We start from the raw sequence: 21,958 nt of genomic DNA, 5'->3' as shown, positions 1-21,958 counted from the left end.
ATGACCGGAATCTGCGACGGCCGGGTCGTCGTCGTGACCGGCGCGGGCCGCGGTCTCGGCCGCGCCCACGCGCTCGCCTTCGCCGCCGAAGGGGCACGGCTCGTCGTCAACGACCTCGGCGTCGGCCTCGACGGCACCCCGAGCCCCGACAGCCCCGCCACCCTCGTCGCCGAGGAGATCCGCGCGGCGGGCGGCGAGGCGGTCGCCCACGGCGGCGACATCGCCACACCCGACGGTGCCGCCTCCCTCGTCCGGACGGCCCTGGAGACGTACGGCCGCCTCGACACCCTCGTCAACAACGCCGGGTTCCTGCGCGACCGGATGCTCGTCAACCTCGACGAGGACGACTGGGACGCGGTGCTGCGGGTCCATCTCAAGGGCCACTTCCTCCCCCTGAAGCACGCGGCGGCACACTGGCGGGCGGAGACGAAGGCGGGCCGTACGCCGGTGGCCAGGATCGTCAACACGTCCAGCGGGGCAGGTCTGTCGGGCTCGGTCGGACAGGGCAACTACAGCGCGGCGAAGGCGGGCATCGTGGCCCTGACCCTGGTCGCCGCCGCCGAACTCGCCCGCTACGGCGTCCAGGTCAACGCGATCGCCCCCGCGGCACGGACGCGGATGACCGAGCAGACGTTCGCCGACACGATGGCGCCCCCGTCCGACGGCTTCGACGCGATGGCCCCGGAGAACGTGTCCCCGCTGGTCGTCTGGCTGGGCTCGCAGGCCGGCGCGGGAGTGACGGGCCGGGTCTTCGAGGCGGAGGGCGGCCGCATCACGGTGATGGAGGGCTGGCGGCCGGGCCCGACCGCCGACAGGGCCGCGAGGTGGACCCCGGCGGAGGCGGGGGAGACGGCACGGAAGCTGCTGGGCGAGGCCGAGACGCCCCAGCCGGTGTACGGGGCGTGAACGGGGAACGGGACGTTACCGGGGAACAGCACCACAGCCCTACGCAGCCCTACGTGTCGCACTCCAGCACCGTCCGGCACAAAGCACACCGCGCCCGCACCCGCCCCCGCACCGGCACCCGGATCCGCTGATGACAGGTGGGACAGGGGAACGACACCCGCAGGCGCCCGGGCCCGTCGGGGGTGAACGCGTAGGGCACCCCCGGCCGCGGCCCCGGCCCCGCGTGCCGCCGGTCACGGGCGTACCGGCGCCTCCCCGCCCACCCGGCAGCGGTGAGCGGAGGCTGCTGCTCGTCCTCCCGAGCCCTGGCCATCCCCTTCTCGTACGCCGTGTACGCCTGCGCACTGGTGAACCACACCGAGGGATCCTCCCCGAACACCAGCGACCGCTTCGCCAGCACGTACCCGAACTCCTCCGGGGTGAGGTAGCCCAGCTTCTGCGACGACGCCGCGTCCTCCCGGTACGCGTCCAGCAGCAGCCAGCCGGCCCCCAGGTACGTGGCCGCCGTGTCCGTGAGGATCTCGTTCTCCCGCACCGCCGGGAAGGAGAGGTCCAGCCGGTGCAGGTACACGTGCATGATCTCGTGGGCCAGCGCCGCGCCGATGTCCCGCCGATGCGTGCGGAAGCGGTCGTTCAGCTCGACGAAGTACTCGGGGCCCGCGGTCAGTTCGACGTTGGCCGCGTACGTCATCTCCCGGAAGCCGACCACGAGCCGGGCGTCCGGCAGCCGGTAGTGCCGCACCAGCTCCCGGGCCACCCGCTGCGCGCCGAGATAGAGGTCGTCGGTGTCGCAGAACGCCACGTCCACCGGGGCCACGCTCGTCGCGAACGTCCGGACGGTGTCGTAGGAGAGCCGCTTGTAGAGCGCGTTGATCGAGGCCCGCACCGTCTCCAGGTGCGGGTAGCCGTGCTGGACCGGTCCGTCGTTCGTCACGCCCGTACCCCCAAGACGCCCTGAACCCGATTCCACTCTACGAGGTCGTGGGCGAATTCTCGTGGGTCGGATCCGGCGCACGCAGCCGCAGCACGGGCCCGTCGGCCGGCGCCTCCTCCAGCTCCAGCACCCACACGTCGTTGCCGCCCTCCCGCAGCACGGGACCGGGCACGTACAGCGACCGCTGCGGGCCCGCCGACCAGTACCGGCCGAGATTGAAGCCGTTGACCCACACGAACCCCCGGGTCCACCCCGGCAGCTCAAGGACCGCGTCCCCGGCGCCCCGCACGCTCACCTCACCCCGGTACAGGCCCGGCGAACCGTCCCCGGGGACCTCCCCGAACCCGATCCCGGTCACCGAGTCCAGCGCGTCCAGCCGCAGCGCCCGCGCCCGCACCCCGTGCAGGAACTGCCGCTCGTGCAGCAGACCCCCGGTGATCCCCTTGGCCTCCCCGCTGCGGGGCCCGTAGTTGACCCGCCCCAGCGACTCCACCCACAGCTCCACGCGCGCGTACCCCGCGACCGGCTCCTTGAGCTGGACCTCCTCCTCGGTGAGCACCCCGGCCCGCTCACCGTCGACGTACACCACCGCGAGATCCCTGAGCCCCCGCGCGATCAGCGGGTAGGGCTGCCGCGGCCCCGGCACGGTCACCTCGTACCGCACCAGCCCCCGGTCGACGTCCAGCTCCTCGAACGTCGGCGGCACCGGGGCCTCGACGGGCGATCCGCCGCGCTCCTCCAGGACGGCGGACAGGGACGCCCACTCGGACAGGTGCACGTCATCGGCCGCGCCCACCACCTCCGGTGCGGGCGGCAGGTCCGCCACCGGGCCGTACTCGGCCAGCACCTCCCTGAAGCGCCAGAACTTCTCCGTCGGCCTGCCGTACTCGTCGATCGGCGCGTCGTAGTCGTACGACGTCACGTCCGGCTCCAGCGGGCCGTCGTGCAGGGCGCCCCCGCCCCGGTTGGCGCCCGCCCAGCCCGCGAAGTTCGTGCCCCCGTGCGCCATGTACAGGTTCACCGAGGCCCCGCACTCCAGGATCTCCCGCAACGCCGCGGCCGCGTCCCGCGCGTCCCGCACGACCGGCTCACCGCCCCAGTGCTCGAACCAGCCGCACCAGAACTCCATGCACATCAGCGGGCCGTCCGGCCGGTACCGGCGCAGCGTCTCGAAGGCCGTGCGGGCGTCGGAGCCGAAGTTCACCGTGGCGAGGACGCCCGGGAGCGAGCCGCCGGTGAGCATGTGGTCCTCGGGACCGTCCGAGGTGAACAGCGGGACCGTGACACCCAGCGCGCGCAGCAGCTCGGTCAGCCGCAGCAGATACGCGGCGTCCGAACCGTAGCTGCCGTACTCGTTCTCCGCCTGCACCATGACCACCGGGCCGCCGCGGTCGATCTGCCGCTCCACGACCTGCGGCAGCAGCCGCCCGAACCAGCGCTCGACCCGGCTCAGGTACCGCTCGTCACTCGTGCGCGCATGCCCGGGGAGCCAGTGCGGCAGACCGCCGTTCTCCCACTCCGCGCAGATGTAGGGACCCGGGCGGACGACCGCCCACAGCCCCGCCTGCCGGGCCGCGTCCAGGAACCGGCCCAGCGCCTCCACGTCCCGGAACTCGCCCGGGCGCGGCTCGTGGAGGTTCCACGGCACGTACGTCTCCACACAGTTGAGACCCATCGCCCGCAGCATCGCCAGCCGGTGCCCCCACTGCGCCTCGTGCACCCGGAAGTAGTGCAGCGCGCCGGACAGCAGCCGCACCGGCCGGCCGTCCAGCAGGAAATCGGTTTCACCCACCGAGAACTCGCTCATAGGCTCCACCCTCACCACTGGCGGCGATCACGTCCATGGACAAAGATCGGCGCTGCTTGGACCGAAGCGCAGGCAAGGAGCGCGATGTACCACACCTGGATGCGGTTCCTCACGCCCAGCCCCGTCCACCACCGCCTCGGCCTGGTCTGCCTCGGCGTCGGACTCCAGTACGGCCCCCTGCCCACCGTCGGTCCCCGCACCCTCGACAGCCACGTCGCCGTCGTCATCAGCACCGGCACCGGCTGGTACGAGACCCCCGACGGCCGCCGTACGACGGTCACCGCGCCCTCCCTGCTGTGGCTCACCCCCGGCATCCCCCACCACTACGCGCCCGACCCGGAGACCGGCTGGGACGAGGGGTTCGTCGGCTTCACCGGCCCCGCGACCGCCACGTACACCGAACTGGGCTACATCGAGCCGGACCGCCCCGTGGTACCCCTGTCCGACGCCACCGGCCCGCGTTCCGTGATCGCCCGCATCGCCCGCGCCGCCCGCCGCGACAACCCCCTCCTGGAGGTGGAGACCGGCGCCGCCGTCCACGAACTGTTGGTCGCCCTGCGCCGCGCCCGCGCCGACCTCGCCCCCGACGGCGACGTCGTCCTCAAAGCGCTCGCCCGCGACGCCTGCCTGCCGCTGTCGGTCGCCGACCACGCCGCCCGGCACGGCATGACCCTCGCCGAACTGCGCACCGCCGTCCGCCGCGGCGCCGGGTGCAGCCCCAAGGACTACCTCCTCGGCATCCGCCTCGGCCGCGCCAAGGAACTCCTCGCCGCCACCGACCTCCCCGTCGCCGCCATCGCCCGCCGCGTCGGCTACGACGACCCCGCCTACTTCTCCCGCCTGTTCACCCGTCGCGTCGGCATGCCCCCCGTCCGCTTCCGCGCCCAGGAAAGCCGGACCGTGCCGGGGGGCTGGAGCAACGAGGTGCCGGATCCGGATGATCCGCCGCGGGTCTGATCGCGGGGGCTGGGGGTCGGGTTCGGGGTGGACGAGGTGGCGAGGATTTGTTCGCTGGGGCTCTGGGGCCGCCGCCGACAAGTCGATCACACAGCTCCCCGCCCCCACGCCCCTCAAGGAGCCGAGCGCCCCCCTCCCCGATCCGGCCGATCCGCCGATGAACCGGCCACCCCGCCCCCGTAGGGTTGTCGCTCATGACCACCAGCAACACCGGATCCGGTGACGTCGACCCGGCCGTCCTTGCAGAGCTCAGCCGGCTGCGGGACAGCATCGACAACATCGACGCGGCCGTCGTCCACATGCTCGCCGAGCGCTTCAAGGCCACCCAGCAGGTCGGCCATCTCAAGGCCCGCCACCAGTTGCCGCCCGCCGACCCGGCCCGCGAGGCCCGCCAGATCGAACGGCTGCGCACCCTCGCCGAGAACGCCAAACTCGACCCGGCCTTCGCTGAGAAGTTCCTGAATTTCATCATCGCCGAGGTGATCAGACACCACGAGCGCATCGCCGAGGACACCGTCAACGGCTCCACCCCCCTGGCCGATTGACCTCGCAGGACGCTCAAGGGAGGTGACACGGGCGCCCGCACCCGGCATGCTGCGCTGTGCACTCCTTGTCAGCCCGCGAGCACTCCGTGTCAACGCACGGGCGTAGGCTGGCTTCCGCGAGGGAGGGACGCCGGGCCATGCCTTCGGATGCCAAGATCCTCATCGTCGACGACCACGAGGACACGCTCTACGCCCTGGAGAGTGCCCTGGCCCCGCTGGGCTACCGGCTCGGCCGCGCCACCAGCGGGGACGAGGCCCTCAAGCAGGTGCTCCGGGGCCAGGTCGGCCTCCTGCTCCTCGACGTACGGATGCCCGGGGTCAGCGGACTCGACGTGGTCCGCTACATGCGGCGCCTGGAACAGACCCAGCACATCCCCGTCGTCCTGCTCACCGGCTTCGGCCCCGACCACGAACTCACCTCCGCCGCCTTCGGCCTCGGCGTCGCCGACCTCGTGATGAAACCCATCGACCCCTGGGCCCTGCGCACCAAGGTCCGCTACCTCTTCGACGCCCACCGCCGCCACCTCGCCCTCGAACACGAGGTGCGGGAGTTACGCGCCCTCGTCAAGGACCACACCGAGGACAAGAATCACGACGTGGGCCATGACGAGAGCCATGACGAAGGCCACGACGAGGACGAGGGCCCCGCCGCCCACCCCGCCCTGCCCCACCCCGACGCCCGGGTACCGGTCCAGCGGGGCAACGGGGCGCACACCGGGGAGCTCGAACAGGACCGGACATAAGGCGTGTACCGATCCGCCTCTGTGAGTTGCCGTTGCCATCAGGCAGCATGTCCTGCATGTCCGTACTGACGCGCGACGAAGCGCAGACCCGTGCCAAGCTCCTCGACGTTCACCGCTACACCATCGCGCTGGACCTCACCACCGGCGACGAGACCTTCGCGTCCCAGACCGTCATCCGGTTCACCGCGCGCACGGAGGCGGACACCTTTGTCGAACTCAAGCCGGCCGAACTGCGGGAGGCCACCCTCGACGGCCGCCCCCTCGACCCGGGCACCCTCGAGGAGAACCGGCTGCCCCTCGAGGGCCTGACCGCCGGCGAGCACGAACTGCGCATCGACGCCGTCATGCGGTACTCCCGCACCGGCGAGGGCATGCACCGCTTCACCGACCCCACCGACGGCGAGACCTACGTCTACACCCAGCTCTTCCTCGACGACGTCCAGCGCGTCTTCGCCGCCTTCGACCAGCCCGACCTCAAGGCCGTCTTCGACCTGACGGTGACCGCCCCCGAGGGCTGGAGCGTCCTCGCCAACGGCATCACCGAACACCTCGGCGACGGCCACTGGAAGGCCGCCACCACCCCCCTGATCTCCACCTACCTCGTCGCCGTCGCCGCCGGCCCCTGGCACTCCGTGCGCACCGAACACCGCGGCCTGCCCTTCGGCATCCACTGCCGCCGTTCCCTCGCGCCCCACCTCGACCCGGACGCCGACGAACTCTTCGAGATCACCAAGCAGTGCTTCGACCGCTACCACGAGAAGTTCGAGGAGCCCTACCCCTTCGACTCCTACGACCAGGCGTTCGTCCCCGAGTTCAACGCCGGCGCCATGGAGAACCCCGGACTCGTCACCTTCCGCGACGAGTTCGTCTACCGCTCCGCCGTCACCGACACCGAACGCCAGACCCGCGCCATGGTCATCGCCCACGAGATGGCCCACATGTGGTTCGGCGACCTCGTCACCCTGCGCTGGTGGGACGACATCTGGCTGAACGAGTCCTTCGCCGAGTACATGGGCTACCAGACCCTCACCGAGGCCACCCGCTTCACCGACACCTGGGTCGACTTCGGCGTCGTCCGCAAGGGCTGGGGCTACGACGCCGACCAGCGCCCCTCCACCCACCCCGTCGCCCCCGAAGCCGTCGACGACACGGCCGCCGCCCTCCTCAACTTCGACGGCATCTCCTACGCCAAGGGCGCCTCCGCACTGCGGCAGTTGGTGACCTGGCTCGGCGAGAAGGACTTCCTCGCCGGCATCAACACCCACTTCGCCCGGCACAAGTTCGCCAACGCCGCCCTCGCCGACTTCATCGACTCCCTCGCCTCCGCCACCGAACGCGACGTCCACGCCTGGGCCGACGCCTGGCTGCGCACCACCGGCGTCGACACCCTGCGGCCCGTCGTCACCCGCGGCGAGGAAGGCACGTACACCCTCCAGGTCGAGCACAAGGGCAGCCGCCCGCACCGCATCGCCGTCGGCCTCTACGACCAGGACGTCGCCGACGAGGGCCGCCACCTCGTCCTGCGCGAACGCCTCGACCTCGACGTCCCGCAGAACACCCCCCAGCCCATCGGCAAGCGCCCCACCCTCCTGGTCCTCAACGACGGCGACCTCACCTACGCCAAGGTCCGCTTCGACACCGACTCCTTCAAAGCACTCACCGAGACCCTCTCCGGCCTGCCCTCACCCCTGACCCGCGCCGTCGTCTGGAACGCCCTGCGCGACGCGGTCCGCGACGGCGAACTGGCGCCCACCGCCTACCTGGACGCGGCCCGCGCCCACCTCCCGCACGAAACCGACCTCGCCCTCGTTCAGGGCGTCCTCGCCTTCGCCGCCACCTACGTCACCGACCGCTACGTCACCCCCGAACAGCGCCCCGCCGCCCTCACCACCCTCTCCTCCCTGTGCCGCGACCTCATCCGCCGCACCGAGGACGGCGACAACCCCGGCCTGCGCCTGATCGCCGTCCGCCACTGCATCGACGTCGCCGCCCACCCCGACACCATCGCTGCCTGGCTCGCCGACGGCACCGTCCCCGGCGGCCCCGAACTCGACCCCGAACTGCGCTGGCGCGTCCTCGCCCGCCTCGCCGTCCTCGGCGCCACCGACGAGACCGCCATCGCCGCCGAACTCGAACGCGACCCCTCCGCCACCGGCCAGGAAGGCGCCGCCCGCTGCCGCGCCGCCCTCCCCACCGAAGAGGCCAAAGCGCGGGCCTGGGAAGCGATGTTCACCCGCGACGACCTCTCCAACTACCTGTTCACCGCCACCGCCCAGGGCTTCTGGCAACCCGAACAGACCGACCTCGTACGGCAGTACGTCCCCCGCTACTACGAGGACGCCGTCGCCCTCGCCGCCCGCCGGGGCCCCGCCATCGCCGTCGCCGCCGGCCGCTCGGCCTTCCCCGACTACGCCATCGACGAGGACAACCTGCGGCTCGGCGAGGCCTGCCTGCGCGACGCCGACCCCATCCCCGCCCTGCGCCGCAAACTGGTCGACCAACTCGACGACCTGGCACGGGCCCTGCGGGTGAGGCAGGCGTAGAGCGGATTTTCCCCGTACGGGAGTACCCCCTTTCGGGTCAGGATCGTTGAACTCTCCGGGCGCGCCCAGGCAACCGCGTCCAAGCTGGAAGTCCCCAGCGCCCCCGGAGGTCGACGATGCACACGCCGCCCCTGGCCTCGGGCCCCGAAGGCCCCTCCTCCCTGCGCCCGTTGCTGGACACGGTTCTGGAGGCGTTGGAGGAGGGGGCGCGGGGGCGGCGAGGTCCGCTGCCGGCCGGGGGACCGGACGCGGTCGCCGCCCGGATGCGAGAGGCGCTGGGGGCTGTGCTCCCTGACGACGGCGACCCTGAGGCCCTACGGCGCCTGGTACGGGCCGTGGCGGAAGGCTCGGCGGACCCGGCGGACCCGCTGTGCGCAGCCCACCTCCACTGCCCACCGTTGGCGGTGGCCGCAGCGGCGGACCTGGCCGTGAGCGCTTTGAACCCCTCGCTGGACTCATGGGACCAGGCCCCGGCAGCGTCAGAGCTGGAGGCCCAGGTAACCCGAGCACTGGCAAACGAGGTTTACGGCGAGACACATAGGGGCGCGGGGAACTGCGCGACCAGCCCCCACCGACCCGATGCCTTGGTCACGACCGGTGGCACGGAATCCAACCAACTCGCCCTCCTCCTGGCCCGAGAAACCCTGGGCCCAGGTGTCCGACTGGTCTGCGGCGAGAACGCCCACCACTCCCTCCCAAGGGCCGCCTGGCTCCTGGGCATGCCCGCCCCGATCATCGACCCCACCCCCAACGGCACCCTCGACCCCGCAGCCCTCGAAACGATCCCGCACGGCCCGCTGCTCATCGCCGCGACCGCGGGCACCACCGACGCCGGCCTCATCGACCCCCTCCCCGAGATCGCCGCCCTGTGCGCGCAGCGCGGCGCCCGCCTGCACATCGACGCGGCCTACGGCGGAGGGCTGCTCTTCAGCGCACGGCACAGAGCCAAGCTCACCGGCCTGAGCGTCGCCGACACCGTCACCCTCGACCTGCACAAACTCGGCTGGCAACCGGCCGCCGCAGGACTCCTGGCCGTCCGCAACGGCAACGACCTCGCCGCCCTGAACCAACGCGCCGACTACCTCAACGCCGACGACGACACCGAAGCCGGCCTCCCCGACCTCCTAGGCCGCTCCCTGCGCACCACCCGCCGACCGGACGTCCTCAAGGTCGCCGTCACACTGAAAACGCTGGGACGAAAGGGACTCGGCGCCCTTGTCGACCAAGTCTGCGAGCGGGCCCAGGAGTTCGCACAACTCGTCCACGACCACCCCGGCTTCGAACTCCACGCACCTCCCACCATCAGCACCGTCCTGTTCCGACCGGCGAGCGCCACCGACGACGCCGTAGCCGCCGTACGCCGAAAACTCCTCACCGACGGTCGTGCTGTCCTCGGCCGAGCCCGCGCAGCAGACCGCCTCTGGCTCAAGGCCACCCTCCTCAACCCCACCTCCGGGCCGGCCGACCTCGCCGGACTCCTGCACCTCGTGGAAGGAACCACCCCCCGATGAACCCCCACCCCCCACACCACGAGCCCGACGCACCCCGCGACCTCGTCGGCATCGGCATCGGCCCCTTCAACCTCTCTCTCGCCGCCCTCGCCCAGCCCCTCACCGCACTCGACGCCGTCTTCTACGACCAGCGCCCCGCCTTCGGCTGGCACCCAGGGCTCCTCATCGACGGCGCCACCATCCAAGTCCCCTTCCTCGCCGACCTGGTGACCCTCGCCGACCCCGCGAGCGACTGGACCTTCCTCAACTACCTCAAGGCCCGCGAGCGCCTCTTCCCCTTCTACTTCTCCGAGCGCTTCCACATCCAGCGCGCCGAATACGACGCCTACTGCCGCTGGGTCGCCGAGAACCTCCCCGGACTCCACTTCAGCCACCAGGTCGACGCCGTCCGCTTCAACCCCGAACGCGACGTCTTCGAAGTCGACTTCACCCAGCTCGACAGCGACGGCGAAGCCGAGGCACTGGGCCGCACCTACACCAAGAACATCGTCCTCGGCATCGGCACCGAGCCCTATGTGCCGGAGCCGCTGAAGCCCCTCGTCGAGGCACCCGGCGTGCCCGTCATCCACGCCACCGACTACCTCACCCACCGCCAGAGCCTCCTCGCCGCCGACCACGTCACCGTCGTCGGCTCCGGACAGTCAGGCGCCGAGGTCTTCCTCGACCTCCTGCGCAACCGCCCCACCGGCCGCGAGAAACTCCACTGGCTCGGCCGCACCGAGGCCTTCGCGCCCATGGAGTACTCCAAGCTCGGCCTCGAACACTTCACCCCCGACTACACCCGCTACTTCCACGCCCTGCCCGAAAGCGTCCGCGACCGCCTCGGCACCACCCAGTGGCAGCTCCACCGCGGCATCGACGCCGACACCATCGCCGCCATCCACGACGAGCTCTACCGCCGCACCCTGCACGGCGGCTGGCCCGACGCCGTCCTCACCCCCGGCGTCCGCGTCCGCACCGCGGGCCGGATCGCCACCACGAAGATCGAACTCCACCTGGAACACATCCAGCAGGGCACCCGCTCCCGCCTCACCACCGACGCCGTCGTCCTCGCCACCGGCCACCGCGAACGCCCCCTCGACCGCATCCTCGCCGGACTCGACCCCTACATGCGCCGCGACAGCCGCGAACGCCCCCGCGTCGACGAACACTTCCGCCTCGTCCTCGACCCGTCCGTCACCGGCGCCGACTGCCACATCCACGTCCAGAACGCAGAACGCCACACCCACGGCGTCGGCACCCCCGACCTCGGCCTCGCCGCCTGGCGCAGCGCCACCATCCTCAACGCCGTCACCGGCAAGGACGCCTACCCCCTCCCCACCCGCACCGCCTTCACCACCTTCGGCCTCGAAGACCGGCTGCCACAGATCCCACCCGCCCGCACCGCCCCCGTCCTGACACCCCTCGTCGAGGGACGGTAACCGAGGGACCGCAAGCCGAGAGACCGCAGGCCGAGGCACCGCAGGCCGGGGCACCGTACGAAACCGGCGGCGGCGGAAGAACCCGGGCACCCGGCCGGTTGGCTCCCACATGACGACCACCTGGACCGCCGCCCACCGCGCCGCCGCCATCAACCCCCACGAGAGCCCCGCCCTCTTCGAGTCCCGCGGCTTCACCGACCAGACCGTCCGCCAGTTTCTGCGCCTGGCAGGCGGCGGCGACGCCATCCGCATCCGCCTGACCAACCGCTACGGCCGAGAACCCCTGGAGATCGGCGGCGCCCACCTCGCCCTGCGCACCGAGGGCAGCGGCATCGACCCCGGCAGCGACACCCCGCTCCGCTTCTCCGGCGCACCCACCGTCACCATCCCGGCCGGCGAGGAGACCGTCAGCGATCCCGTCGAACTACCGGTGCACGCGGGAGAAGAGCTCTCGGTGAGCCTCTACCTGCCCGGCGACACCGGCCTCACCACCTTCACCGCCATCCCCTACGACACCGGACATGCCGTCCCCGGCAACCAACTGTCCGCGCAACTCCTCGAAGACCCCGAGGAGTTCGCCACCGGCCACCTCCTCGCCGGCGCCGACGTCCTCGCTCCGGCCGGCACCCGCATCGCCGTCGCCTTCGGCGACTCCTGGATCGAGGGCGCCGCCACCACCCCCGGCACCGACAACAGCTTCCCCGCACAGCTCAGCCGCCGCCTCCAGCACGGTTGGATCGTCAACGCGGGCATCTCCGGCAACCGGCTCCTCACCGACGCCATCGGAGAACACCTCCTGGCCCGCATCGACCACGACGTCCTCGCCGTCCCCGGCGTCAGCCACGTCATCGTCCACATCGGCCTCAACGACCTCGGCCTGCCCGGCCACTTCGCCCACCCGGAACCCGCCGAAGGCCCCACCGCCGCCGAGTTCAAGGCCGGCCTCACCACCCTCGCCGACCGACTCCACGCCGCCGGACTCACCGTCATCGGCTCCACCATCGGCCCCTACAAGGGCACCGTCCACGACGGCTACGACACCGAGACCGGACAGGCGGTGCGCCACGAGGTCAACACCTGGCTCCTCGGCGACACCCACCCCTTCGACGCCGTCATCGACGTCGCCGCCGCCGTCGCGGACCCGGCCGACCCCGACCGGATCCACCCCGACCACAACGCCGGCGACGGCCTCCACGTCAACGACGCCGGCGCGAAAGCCATCGCCGACGCCGTGGACGTCACCCTGCTGAACCTCTAGAAGACCGGCGTACCGCCGCGCGTGAGCTTCCAGTCCACCGACGCGAAGTCCTTCGGGTCCAGCACACCCTTCGCGGTCACCCACTCCGCGATCCGCGTCCGGATCTCCGTGGACTCCGACCACAGCTCGGGGGCGGAGGCCACGTGCGGGAACGCCCCGCCACCGTTCGCCCGGTAGTTGTTCACCGCGAACACGAACTTCTGCGCGTCGTCCAGCGCGACACCGTTGTAGGTGAGGTTCTTGATCCGCGAACCCGCCGCCTGCGCGATGTCGATCTCGTACGACAGCCCCGACACGTAGTCGTAGTTGTAGTCCGGACGGTTGCCCGCGTTCGTCAGCTTCTCCACGTCCACGACCGCGCCCGCCGCCGTCTGCACGAAGTACTCCGCCGAGTACTCCAGGTACGCCCTGAGCTGCGCACCCGTCAGCAGCTTCGCCACCAGCGTGTTGTCGTACACGTACAGACTCGACAGATCCCGGATCGTCACCTCGCCCGCCGGGATCTCCGACGTACGGGAGAAGGGGGAGGCCTGCGCGATGACGGGCAGCGAGGCGTACTCGGTCGACACCAGCGCCGCCCTCACCACGTCCTCCTGCACCTTCGTGATCAGGTCGATGATCGGCGCGTCCTTGTAGCGCGCCTCGACCGTGGTCAACGTCTCCGTCGCCGTACCGACCACCTGGTTCACATACTTCACGACGACATCGTGGTCGTCCTTCAGCAGCTTCGTGATCTTCGGGTCGTCCGCGACCGAGTTCGAGTTCAGCACCTTCGACGAGACCGACTCGACGGCCCAACGCCCCTTCTCGAAGACCAGCTCGATGTCGAACAGCGACAGCCGCTCCGCGTACGCCAACGGCTCCGACAGCACGACCGTCTTCCCGGTCTTCGCGTTGGTGACCTTCAGCTCCGGGATCTCCACGTGCGCGTGCCCCACCAGGATCGCGTCGATCCCCGGCACCTGCTGTGCCACCAGCGCCGCCGAGTTCTCCACGTACGGCAACTGGTCACCGTACGACGACGTCCCCGACGAACCCGAGTGCGCCGACACGACCACCACGTCCGCACCCATCGACCGCAGCTTCGGCACCCACTTCGCCGCCTGCTCCTCAAGACCCGGGAACGTCAGCTTGCCCTGCACATACGCCTTGTCCCAGATCGCGATACCCGGGTTGGTGAGCCCCAGCACCGCCACCTTCACCGGCGGCGCGCCCTTCACACGGAACTTCTTGATGAAGTACGGCGGGAAAGCGGGCTTCAGCGTCTTCGCGTCCAGCGCGTTGGCGCCGAGGAGCGGGAAATCGCACTGCTCCTCGAACTTCCGCAGCGTCTCGATGCCGTAGTTGAACTCGTGGTTGCCCAGCGCCACCGCGTCGTACCCGATGGCGTTCATGGCCGCCGCCATCGGATGCACCGGACCACCCTTCGCGGTGATCGGGTCGACCTTCGCGTAGTAGTACGTCAGCGGCGTCCCCTGGATCGTGTCACCCGCGTCCAGCAGCAGCGTGTTGCAACGGCCCTTCTCCGCACGCACCTGGTCCACCAGCGTCGAGATCCGCGCCAGACCCTGCGCGTTGCCCGCCGCGTCCTTGTACTCCGCGTCCTTGAAGTAGTCCCAGTTGAAGACGTGACCATGCAGGTCGGTCGTGCCCATCACCGTCAGCGAGTACCGCTTCCCGCGCCCCTTCCCCGCCTCCGCGGCCTGGGCGGCCGGAGCACCCACGGCACCGGCCAGAGCGACACCCGCACCGGTCACGGCGGACTTCTCCAGGAACTTCCTGCGGTTCAAGGCCATGTCTTGATCTCCTCGGGGAACGGTCAACAACGCGCGTAGATTCTGACCCGCACATGCCGCACGGCAACAGCCCCCACAGGTTTCGATCTGATGACCCCAACCAGCCACCGACCAGGTCCGTAACCGGCCAAGAACTGACACAGTGGGTCGTTATGGCCACCGACTCCGTTCCCTACGGCACCCCCGACGCCCCCCGCATCGCCGTCCGCGGCGAAGCCCACCTCGAAGTCGACCCCGAGATCGCCCGCCTCGGCATCACCCTCGCCTCCCGCGGCAAGGACCGCCGCACCGCCCTCGACGACCTCACCCGCCGCAACGCGAACGCCCTGGACCTGCTCAAGTCCTACGGAGACGCCGTCGAACGACTCGAAACCGGCTCCTTCTCCGTCACCCCCGAACTCAAGGAACACGGCCGCGGCGAACGCGTCCACGCCTACCACGGCCGCGTCCACATCACGGCCGAGCTCACCGACTTCACCGCACTGGGCGAACTGACGACCCGACTCGCCGACCAGGAACTCACGACGGTCGACGGCCCCTGGTGGGCCCTGCGCCGCGACTCACCCGCCCACCGCGAAGCCCGCCAGCAGGCCGTACGGGAAGCCGTCCAGCGGGCCAAGGAGTACGCGGAGGCCCTGGGCACCTCCCTCGCGCACCTGGTCGAACTCGCCGACATCGGCGCCGAGGACCCCGAACCCCGCTTCGTCGGCAAAGCCAGCCGCGCACGCTCCATGGCCTACGAGACCCAGGCCGCCGACACCGGGGCCGCCCCGCTCGACCTCGAACCCCAACGCCAGCACGTCCACGCCCAGGTCAACGCACGCTTCACGATGGCACCACCCAGACTCTGAGCGATCACTGGAATTTGCATCCGAAATGCTCATCGGAGCGGGGTGACGCACACTTCAACCCTTGTCAACAGCCCTTCACCCAACGGTTGTTGAGTCGTCATACCCGTCCAATTCGCTACCCATCGGTAAGGTCTAGGCTCGAAACATGCGCCGAGCAAAGATCGTCTGCACCCTGGGCCCCGCCACCGACTCCTACGACCAGATCAAAGCCCTGGTCGACGCCGGAATGGACGTAGCCCGCCTCAACCTCAGCCACGGCAGCTACGCCGAGCACGAGGAGCGGTACCACCGCGTCCGCAAGGCCTCCGACGAGACCGGCCGCAGCGTCGGCCTCCTCGCCGACCTCCAGGGCCCGAAGATCCGCCTCGGCCACTTCACCGAAGGCCCCGTACTCCTCGAACGCGGCGACACCTTCACCATCACCGTGGAAGAGGGAGCCGAGGGCGACCAGCGGCAGTGCGGGACGACGTACGAGGGCCTCGCCGAGGATGTCGCCGTCGGCGAGCGCATCCTCGTCGACGACGGCAAGGTCTGCCTGGAGGTCACCTCGGTGGAGGGGCCCCGGGTCCACACCCGCGTGGTCGAGGGCGGCATGGTCTCCGACCACAAGGGCCTCAACCTCCCCGGCGTGGCCGTATCGGTCCCGGCGCTGTCGGAGAAGGACGAGGAGGACCTCCGCTGGGCCCTGCGCATGGGCTTCGACGTGATCGCGCTGTCCTTCGTGCGCTCGGGACGCGACATCGAGGCCGTCCACCGCATCATGGACGAGACGGGACGCCGGCTCCCGGTCATCGCCAAGGTGGAGAAACCGCAGGCGGTCGAGGCGATCGACGACATCGTGGCCGCCTTCGACGGCATCATGGTCGCCCGCGGCGACCTGGGCGTGGAGATGCCCCTCGAACAGGTGCCGATCGTCCAGAAGCGCGCCATCAAACTGGCCAAGCGCAACGCCAAGCCGGTGATCGTCGCCACCCAGATGCTCGACTCCATGATCGAGAACTCCCGGCCCACCAGGGCCGAAGCCTCCGACGTCGCCAACGCGGTGATCGACGGCACGGACGCGGTGATGCTGTCCGGAGAGACCAGCGTGGGCAAGTACGCCGTCGAGACGGTCCGGACGATGGCGAAGATCGTGGAGGCGGCGGAGGAGGACATCCTCGCGAAGGGGCTGCCGCCGCTGACCGAACGCAACAAGCCCCGCACCCAGGGCGGGGCGGTGGCCCGTGCGGCGGCGGAGATGGGCGACTTCCTCGGCGCGAAGTTCCTGGTTGCCTTCACCCAGTCGGGCGACACGGTCCGCCGCCTGTCGCGGTACCGCTCCCCGATCCCCCTCCTGGCCTTCACCCCGGAACCGGCGACCCGCTCCCAGCTCAGTCTGACCTGGGGTGTGGAGACCTTCCTCGGCCCGCAGGTCGACTCCACGGACGCGATGGTCGACCAGGTGGACGAGGCGCTGCTCCGGTACGGCCGCTGCGAGAAGGGCGACATGGTCGTCATCACGGCCGGCTCCCCGCCCGGGGTTTCCGGGTCGACGAACCTGGTCCGGGTCCACCACATCGGCGAGGACGACAGCGCCAGGTAGGGGTGGCTAGTGCTTGGGGCCTACGTGGGTGTCCATGAGGGCTACTGAGGCTTTGCGGGCGATCGAGATGTTGCGCGCGTTCGCCTGTGTCCAGTCGATGCCTACCCGGTCGAGCGTGTCGGTGAAGAGCCGAATGATGTCGCCCGACAGGTTGGTGAAGAAGTACCGGGGGTATTCGTAGCGCTTCCGCTCACCGGCCACGAGGCGGGTCGCCCAGTTGGTGATGCGGCACCCGTCGGAGTGGATGAGGCCCCGGATGAACTCCCAGGGGTGGGCGTGGACGATGTCCTGCTGCCATGGCTCCAGGGCGATGGTGCGCTCGTGCTTCTTGCCGGGGCCGTGCTGGGGGAAGAGGCCGGGCCAGTGTCGGGAGTAGCTGGTCACCATCCTGTAGCCCTCTTTTTGCAGGGCGTAGACGCCGATGCCTGGGCGCACCTTGGTGATCGCTTCGCAGCACTCCTGGATGAGGCCGGGCCAGGCGTCGGCGCACGCGATGCGGAGGTAGTAGCCGGCACCACGCGGGTGCGCGCTGATGCAGCCGTCGCCCAAGTAGAGGCCCAGTAGGTAGGCGTAGGCCTGGTTGTCAGCGGGCGGCCCGGGGTCGGGGGACGTCATGCGCGGTAACGGCTCCAGGCGTTGCTGCCAGGAGCGGATCGCGGCTCGTGAGATTCCCGTTTGCCGACTGACCGAGTTGAGGCTGCGCCCCTGTGCGACCAGCGCGAGGGCTCGCTTGCGTGTGCTGACGTCGTACATATGGACACTCTGGGCGAGTGATCGCGAGGACACGCAGCAAAAAGCGGATGTTCACGAGAACGTGAACATCCGCTTCCATTAGAGTCCTTCGATTCGAAGGAAAAGTGCCCCGAGTCGGATTCGAACCGACGCTGTCGGTGGTTTGAGCACCGTGCCTCTGCCGCTGGGCTACCGGGGCTTCCTCTAAAACCAAGGTCAGCGGTCACCCGCCGTGCACCCACCTTACCGCAGCTAGGTACGCTCTTGTCAGCAGTACCCCTGCCCCTGAACGAGGAGCCCCCGTGACCGCCCCCGAGTCGCCCCAGCCCGTAGACGCGCCCGACGACGACAAGTCGCACGTGCCTCCGCTGACGACCCGTGTCGTCATCGCCGAGGACGAGGCCCTGATCCGGCTCGACCTCAAAGAGATGCTGGAGGAAGAGGGCTACAGCGTCGTAGGCGAGGCAGGTGACGGTGAGCAGGCCGTCGAGCTCGCCCGTGAGCACAAGCCGGACCTCGTGATCCTCGACGTGAAGATGCCCAAGCTGGACGGCATCTCCGCGGCGGAGAAGATCGCCGAGGAGCGCATCGCCCCCGTCCTCATGCTCACCGCCTTCTCGCAGCGCGACCTCGTCGAGCGGGCGAGGGACGCCGGTGCGATGGCGTACCTGGTCAAGCCGTTCAGCAAGAGCGATGTCGTGCCGGCGATCGAGATGGCCGTCTCCCGGTTCACGGAGCTCAGGGAGCTGGAGAACGAGGTCGCCGACCTCACGCTCCGCCTGGAGACGCGCAAGCTCGTGGACCGGGCGAAGTCGATCCTTCAGACGTCGTACGGTCTGACCGAGCCGGCCGCGTTCCGGTGGATCCAGAAGACGTCGATGGACCGCCGCATGTCGATGCAGCAGGTCGCGGAGGCGGTCATTCAGGACGCCGACGAGAAGAAGGCCAACAAGGGCTGAGTTCGACAGCCGTGAAAGGCCGAGGCCCGCGTCCCCAGCTGGGGGCGCGGGCCTCGGTCGTACGGCCGGAGGGTCAGTCCTCGCCGAGGTACGCCTTGCGGACGGACTCGTCGTGGAGGAGGTCCTGGCCGGTGCCGGAGAGGACGATGTTGCCGACCTCCATGACGTGGCCCTGGTCGGCCAGGGACAGGGCCGCCTGGGCGTTCTGTTCGACGAGGAGGATCGTCGTGCCCTGGGCCTTGAGTTCGACGATGGTCGACATGATCTTCTGCATCATGATCGGGGAGAGGCCCATGGAGGGCTCGTCGAGCATGAGGAGCTTCGGCTGGGACATGAGCGCGCGGCCCATGGCCAGCATCTGCTGCTCGCCGCCGGAGAGGGTGCCTGCCGCCTGGTTGCGGCGTTCTCCGAGGATCGGGAAGAGCTCGTAGGCGCGCTGTATGTCCTTCTCGATCCCTTCCTTGTCCTTCCTGAGGAACGCTCCGAGCTGGAGGTTCTCGAAGATCGTCAGGCGGGGGAAGATGTGCCGGCCTTCGGGGGAGTGGGCGAGTCCGAAGGAGACGATCTTGTGGGCGGGGACGCCGCTGAGGGGCTTGCCGTCGAAGAGGATCTTGCCGGAGGTGGGCTTCAGGAGACCGGAGAGGGTCCTGAGCGTGGTCGTCTTGCCGGCGCCGTTGGTGCCGATGAGGGTGACGACCTGGCCGGCTTCGACGCTGAAGGAGATGCCCTTGACGGCTTCGATCTTGCCGTAGGAGACCCGGAGGTCCTCGACTTCGAGGAGTGCGGTCACTGGCCTTCTCCCTTGGTGCTGGTGGTGCTCTGCGCTTCGGCCGCGTCGACCTCGGCGGCTTCCGTCGCGCCGGGGTCGCCTTCGAAGGGTTCGCCGAGGTAGGCGGCGATGACGCGTTCGTCGGCCTGGACGACCTCGGAGGTGCCTTCGACGAGTTTTTCGCCCTGGACGAGGACGGCGACGCGGTCGGAGAGGTTGAAGACGAAGCGCATGTCGTGCTCGATGAGGAGGACGGCGATGCCCTTGTCGCGGATGGCGAAGACCAGCTCCTCGGTCGCGCGCGTCTCCTGGGGGTTCATGCCGGCGGTCGGCTCGTCGAGCAGGAGCAGGCCGGGCTCGGAGGCCAGGGCGCGGGCGATCTCCAGCTTGCGCTGTTCGCCGTAGGGGAGGTTGCGGGCGAGGTGGTCGCGCTTGCCCTCCAGGCCGATGAACTCCAGGAGTTCCATGGCCCGTTCCTCGCTGGCCTTCTCCGCCTTCTTGAAGCCGGGGCCGCGCAGGAGGGCGGACCAGAGGCCTTCCTTGGTGCGGGTGTGGCGGCCGACGAGGACGTTCTCGAGGACCGTCATGTTGGCGAAGAGGCGGATGTTCTGGAAGGTGCGGGCGATGCCGGCCTTGGTCACCAGGTGGGGCTTGGGCGGGAGGACGGTGCCCTTGTAGGAGACCGTGCCTTCGGTGGGGACGTAGAGGCCGGTGAGGCAGTTGAAGAAGGTGGTCTTGCCGGCGCCGTTGGGGCCGATGAGGCCGACGATCTCGCCTGCGTTGACGGTGAAGTCGACCGAGCGGACGGCGGTGAGGCCGCCGAAGCGCATGGTGACGTTGCGGGCTTCGAGTACTGGTGTGGTCATGGTGCTCACGCCCCCGCCTTGGTGACGGCGGCCGGTTCGCCGGAGAGTGTCGTTGTTTCTGGTACGTCGAGTTGGCCGGTCTCGTGGAATTCGAGTTGGCGGCGGCGGTTGGCGATGATGCCTTCGGGGCGGAAGCGCATCAGCAGGATGAGGGCGATGCCGAAGGCGAGCAGTGACTTGTCCTGGAGGAAGACGAGCTTCTCCGGGAGCAGGTACAGGAGTGCCGCGCCGAGGATGGGGCCGGCGACCGTGCCCATGCCGCCGAGGACGACCGCGGCCAGGAGGAAGGCCGAGTTGGGGGGTGTCGAGCCCGCGAACTGGTACGGCGTCGGGACGACGCTGTAGGTGACGTGGGCGCTGACGGTGCCGGCGAGGCCGGCGAGGGTGGCGCCGAGGGCGAAGGCGATGAGCTTGACGCGGAAGCCGTTGATGCCCATGGCGGTGGCGGCGGTCTCGTCCTCGCGGATGGCGATCCAGGAGCGGCCGATGCGGGAGTCGGCGGCGCGGGTGTAGACCAGGACCACGATGGCCATGATCAGCACCATGAGCAGGTAGTAGTTGGCGAAGCGGCCGAGGGTGAAGCCGCCGATGTCGTGGGCTTCGCCGAGGTTGAACCCGAGGAGTTTGAGGTCGGGGATGGCCGGGATGCCGTTGGGGCCGTTGGTGAGGTCGGGGCCGGAGTCGCCGTCCAGGTTGTTGACGGCGATGCGGAAGATCTCTCCGAAGCCGAGGGTGACGATGGCGAGGTAGTCGCCGCGCAGTCGCAGGGTGGGGGCGCCGATGAGGACGCCGAAGACGAGCGATGCGGCGGCGCCGGTGAGGGCGGCGGCCCAGAAGGGGAAGTGGACGCCGGAGAAGCGGGAGAACTCGGAGCCGGAGACGAGGGCGGCGGTGTAGGCGCCGACGCCGAGGAAGGCGACGTATCCGAGGTCGAGGAGGCCCGCGAGCCCGACGACGATGTTGAGGCCCAGGGCGACGGTCCCGAAGATCAGGATGTTGACGCCGATGTTGGCGTAGTGGTCGTTGGTCTGGGTGAAGGGGAACGCGATGGCCGCGGCGAAGCCCATGGCGAGCGTGAAGCTGCGGTTGCGGGCGACGATGCGGGAGAAGCGGTCGTTGAGGCCGGCGGTGTGCAGGGCCCAGACGGCGAAGACGACGACGATGAGGTAGCCGACGAAGAGTTCGCCGTACTCGGTGTCGATGCCGTAGGTGAAGACCGCCAGGCCGACGATGGTGGCGACGGTGATGATCGCGCGCTCGACCCAGGGGCTGATGGGCGGGGGGGCGGGGATGCCGTCGGGCTTGGCGAGGTATGCCTTGAGGTTGCCCTTGGCGTTCGCGGTGCGGGGCTCGGGGAGGGCGAAGGCGCCGATGACGGGGAGGAGGGAGGCGATGGCCGCGACCCAGCCGCCCGGTTCGAGGTTGGCGAGTCCGCCGAGCTCGACGGCGATCGAGATGATCGTGTACCAGGTGACGCCGAAGCCGCCGAGGGCGGTGAGCACCAGGGGGGCGTTGTTCCGGGCCGGGATGAGGCCGCGCAGGCCGCGGATGTCGTAGGCGGCGAGGGCGAACACCGTGGTGAGGAGGCCGGCGATGAAGGTCAGCCACTGGAGGCCGCCGGGGTAGCCGGTGATGGTGAGGTCGCCGGGGAACTCGCTGGTCCAGGTCCAGGCGAGGAAGGCGGAGGCGGCGGTGGCGATGCCTCCGGCGAGGAGGAGTGCGCGGGCCGCGGGGAGGGGCAGCGGGATCAGGCCGCGGGTGGTGGTGTCGGTCATCGT

18 protein-coding genes and 1 tRNA gene are annotated in these 21,958 nt (G+C 70.1%); 11 read left to right on the top strand and 8 right to left on the bottom strand.

All coding sequences use genetic code 11. The annotated features are described in order from the left end of the window. Positions 1 to 906 (top strand): SDR family oxidoreductase, encoded by a 906-nt coding sequence (locus ABZ098_RS01475; RefSeq protein ID WP_356586083.1) that lies wholly within the window; start codon positions 1 to 3, stop codon positions 904 to 906. Positions 907 to 955: 49 nt separating this feature from the next. Here the strand turns inward: ABZ098_RS01475 and ABZ098_RS01470 are convergent, their stop codons facing one another. After that, positions 956 to 1,840 (bottom strand): hypothetical protein, encoded by an 885-nt coding sequence (locus ABZ098_RS01470; protein WP_356586081.1) that lies wholly within the window; start codon positions 1,838 to 1,840, stop codon positions 956 to 958. Between the two features lie 37 nt (positions 1,841 to 1,877). Beyond that, complete coding sequence (locus ABZ098_RS01465) at positions 1,878 to 3,647, bottom strand: beta-galactosidase family protein (protein ID WP_356586079.1); 1,770 nt, start codon at positions 3,645 to 3,647, stop codon at positions 1,878 to 1,880. 84 nt (positions 3,648 to 3,731) lie between these two features. On the opposite strand from ABZ098_RS01465, the gene ABZ098_RS01460 reads away from it, so the two are divergent. The 7 genes from ABZ098_RS01460 (at position 3,732) to ABZ098_RS01430 (ending at position 12,625) form a co-directional block, all read left to right on the top strand. Continuing rightward, the gene (locus ABZ098_RS01460) at positions 3,732 to 4,604 is read left to right on the top strand and encodes an AraC family transcriptional regulator (RefSeq protein WP_356586077.1); all 873 of its coding nucleotides are present in this window, start codon (positions 3,732 to 3,734) and stop codon (positions 4,602 to 4,604) included. 194 nt (positions 4,605 to 4,798) lie between these two features. Further along, on the top strand, positions 4,799 to 5,149 hold the full coding sequence (locus tag ABZ098_RS01455; protein ID WP_356586075.1) for a chorismate mutase: 351 nt from the start codon (positions 4,799 to 4,801) through the stop codon (positions 5,147 to 5,149). Positions 5,150 to 5,286: 137 nt separating this feature from the next. Next, the gene (locus ABZ098_RS01450) at positions 5,287 to 5,892 is read left to right on the top strand and encodes a response regulator (RefSeq protein WP_356586073.1); all 606 of its coding nucleotides are present in this window, start codon (positions 5,287 to 5,289) and stop codon (positions 5,890 to 5,892) included. Between the two features lie 56 nt (positions 5,893 to 5,948). Beyond that, positions 5,949 to 8,435 carry an aminopeptidase N gene (gene pepN / locus ABZ098_RS01445; RefSeq protein WP_356586071.1) on the top strand — a complete coding sequence of 829 codons (2,487 nt, stop codon included), beginning with the start codon at positions 5,949 to 5,951 and terminating at the stop codon, positions 8,433 to 8,435. 116 nt (positions 8,436 to 8,551) lie between these two features. Beyond that, entirely contained in the window at positions 8,552 to 9,946 is a 1,395-nt protein-coding gene (locus ABZ098_RS01440; protein ID WP_356586069.1) for an aminotransferase class V-fold PLP-dependent enzyme, read from the top strand. Continuing rightward, the gene (locus ABZ098_RS01435; RefSeq protein WP_356586067.1) at positions 9,943 to 11,367 is read left to right on the top strand and encodes a SidA/IucD/PvdA family monooxygenase; all 1,425 of its coding nucleotides are present in this window, start codon (positions 9,943 to 9,945) and stop codon (positions 11,365 to 11,367) included. The genes ABZ098_RS01440 and ABZ098_RS01435 overlap by 4 nt, the downstream gene beginning before the upstream one ends. 109 nt (positions 11,368 to 11,476) lie before the next feature. Continuing rightward, positions 11,477 to 12,625, top strand: coding sequence for a GDSL-type esterase/lipase family protein (locus ABZ098_RS01430; RefSeq protein WP_356586065.1), 1,149 nt, complete (start codon positions 11,477 to 11,479; stop codon positions 12,623 to 12,625). On the opposite strand, the gene ABZ098_RS01425 is transcribed toward ABZ098_RS01430, so the two are convergent. After that, positions 12,622 to 14,421, bottom strand: coding sequence for a 5'-nucleotidase C-terminal domain-containing protein (locus tag ABZ098_RS01425; RefSeq protein ID WP_356586063.1), 1,800 nt, complete (start codon positions 14,419 to 14,421; stop codon positions 12,622 to 12,624). The genes ABZ098_RS01430 and ABZ098_RS01425 overlap by 4 nt on opposite strands. A gap of 152 nt (positions 14,422 to 14,573) precedes the next feature. Between ABZ098_RS01425 and ABZ098_RS01420 the strand changes: the two genes are divergently transcribed. After that, positions 14,574 to 15,272: an SIMPL domain-containing protein gene (locus tag ABZ098_RS01420; RefSeq protein WP_356586061.1), complete on the top strand. Its 699-nt coding sequence runs from the start codon at positions 14,574 to 14,576 to the stop codon at positions 15,270 to 15,272. Positions 15,273 to 15,417: 145 nt separating this feature from the next. Continuing rightward, a complete protein-coding gene (gene pyk / locus ABZ098_RS01415; protein WP_356586059.1) occupies positions 15,418 to 16,854 on the top strand; it encodes a pyruvate kinase in 1,437 nt (478 codons plus the stop codon). 6 nt (positions 16,855 to 16,860) lie between these two features. Here pyk and ABZ098_RS01410 read toward each other — a convergent pair whose 3' ends face one another. Together ABZ098_RS01410 and ABZ098_RS01405 are read right to left on the bottom strand one after the other, a co-directional pair. Continuing rightward, positions 16,861 to 17,607 carry a helix-turn-helix domain-containing protein gene (locus ABZ098_RS01410; RefSeq protein WP_356586057.1) on the bottom strand — a complete coding sequence of 249 codons (747 nt, stop codon included), beginning with the start codon at positions 17,605 to 17,607 and terminating at the stop codon, positions 16,861 to 16,863. A 105-nt stretch (positions 17,608 to 17,712) separates the two neighbouring features. Further along, a tRNA-Leu gene (locus ABZ098_RS01405) sits at positions 17,713 to 17,785 on the bottom strand. 103 nt (positions 17,786 to 17,888) lie between these two features. Between ABZ098_RS01405 and ABZ098_RS01400 the strand changes: the two genes are divergently transcribed. Beyond that, entirely contained in the window at positions 17,889 to 18,545 is a 657-nt protein-coding gene (locus ABZ098_RS01400) for a response regulator (RefSeq protein ID WP_031041938.1), read from the top strand. A 73-nt stretch (positions 18,546 to 18,618) separates the two neighbouring features. Here ABZ098_RS01400 and ABZ098_RS01395 read toward each other — a convergent pair whose 3' ends face one another. From ABZ098_RS01395 to ABZ098_RS01385, 3 genes are read right to left on the bottom strand one after another with little or no spacing between them, the layout of a single operon-like run. Then, positions 18,619 to 19,335, bottom strand: a complete 717-nt coding sequence (locus tag ABZ098_RS01395) for an ABC transporter ATP-binding protein (RefSeq protein WP_356586055.1) — start codon at positions 19,333 to 19,335, stop codon at positions 18,619 to 18,621. Beyond that, on the bottom strand, positions 19,332 to 20,180 hold the full coding sequence (locus tag ABZ098_RS01390) for an ABC transporter ATP-binding protein (RefSeq protein WP_356587585.1): 849 nt from the start codon (positions 20,178 to 20,180) through the stop codon (positions 19,332 to 19,334). The genes ABZ098_RS01395 and ABZ098_RS01390 overlap by 4 nt, the downstream gene beginning before the upstream one ends. A 5-nt stretch (positions 20,181 to 20,185) precedes the next feature. After that, positions 20,186 to 21,955, bottom strand: a complete 1,770-nt coding sequence (locus ABZ098_RS01385; RefSeq protein WP_356586053.1) for a branched-chain amino acid ABC transporter permease — start codon at positions 21,953 to 21,955, stop codon at positions 20,186 to 20,188. Positions 21,956 to 21,958 lie beyond the last annotated feature (3 nt).

Source organism: Streptomyces sp. NPDC006335, from assembly GCF_040612795.1.
Classification (GTDB): domain Bacteria; phylum Actinomycetota; class Actinomycetes; order Streptomycetales; family Streptomycetaceae; genus Streptomyces.
The sequence above is the reverse complement of the archived record's forward strand: the minus strand, read 5'-3'. Positions and strand labels throughout refer to the sequence as shown.

What these genes read in the sequence shown, in the direction of transcription:
- ABZ098_RS01475 (WP_356586083.1), top strand. Translation starts at nt 1, where the DNA reads ATGACCGGAATCTGCGACGGCCGGGTCGTCGTCGTGACCGGCGCGGGC.
- ABZ098_RS01465 (WP_356586079.1), bottom strand. Translation starts at nt 3,647, where the DNA reads ATGAGCGAGTTCTCGGTGGGTGAAACCGATTTCCTGCTGGACGGCCGG.
- ABZ098_RS01460 (WP_356586077.1), top strand. Translation starts at nt 3,732, where the DNA reads ATGTACCACACCTGGATGCGGTTCCTCACGCCCAGCCCCGTCCACCAC.
- ABZ098_RS01455 (WP_356586075.1), top strand. Translation starts at nt 4,799, where the DNA reads ATGACCACCAGCAACACCGGATCCGGTGACGTCGACCCGGCCGTCCTT.
- ABZ098_RS01450 (WP_356586073.1), top strand. Translation starts at nt 5,287, where the DNA reads ATGCCTTCGGATGCCAAGATCCTCATCGTCGACGACCACGAGGACACG.
- pepN (WP_356586071.1), top strand. Translation starts at nt 5,949, where the DNA reads ATGTCCGTACTGACGCGCGACGAAGCGCAGACCCGTGCCAAGCTCCTC.
- ABZ098_RS01440 (WP_356586069.1), top strand. Translation starts at nt 8,552, where the DNA reads ATGCACACGCCGCCCCTGGCCTCGGGCCCCGAAGGCCCCTCCTCCCTG.
- ABZ098_RS01435 (WP_356586067.1), top strand. Translation starts at nt 9,943, where the DNA reads ATGAACCCCCACCCCCCACACCACGAGCCCGACGCACCCCGCGACCTC.
- ABZ098_RS01430 (WP_356586065.1), top strand. Translation starts at nt 11,477, where the DNA reads ATGACGACCACCTGGACCGCCGCCCACCGCGCCGCCGCCATCAACCCC.
- ABZ098_RS01425 (WP_356586063.1), bottom strand. Translation starts at nt 14,421, where the DNA reads ATGGCCTTGAACCGCAGGAAGTTCCTGGAGAAGTCCGCCGTGACCGGT.
- ABZ098_RS01420 (WP_356586061.1), top strand. Translation starts at nt 14,574, where the DNA reads ATGGCCACCGACTCCGTTCCCTACGGCACCCCCGACGCCCCCCGCATC.
- pyk (WP_356586059.1), top strand. Translation starts at nt 15,418, where the DNA reads ATGCGCCGAGCAAAGATCGTCTGCACCCTGGGCCCCGCCACCGACTCC.
- ABZ098_RS01410 (WP_356586057.1), bottom strand. Translation starts at nt 17,607, where the DNA reads ATGTACGACGTCAGCACACGCAAGCGAGCCCTCGCGCTGGTCGCACAG.
- ABZ098_RS01390 (WP_356587585.1), bottom strand. Translation starts at nt 20,180, where the DNA reads ATGACCACACCAGTACTCGAAGCCCGCAACGTCACCATGCGCTTCGGC.
- ABZ098_RS01385 (WP_356586053.1), bottom strand. Translation starts at nt 21,955, where the DNA reads ATGACCGACACCACCACCCGCGGCCTGATCCCGCTGCCCCTCCCCGCG.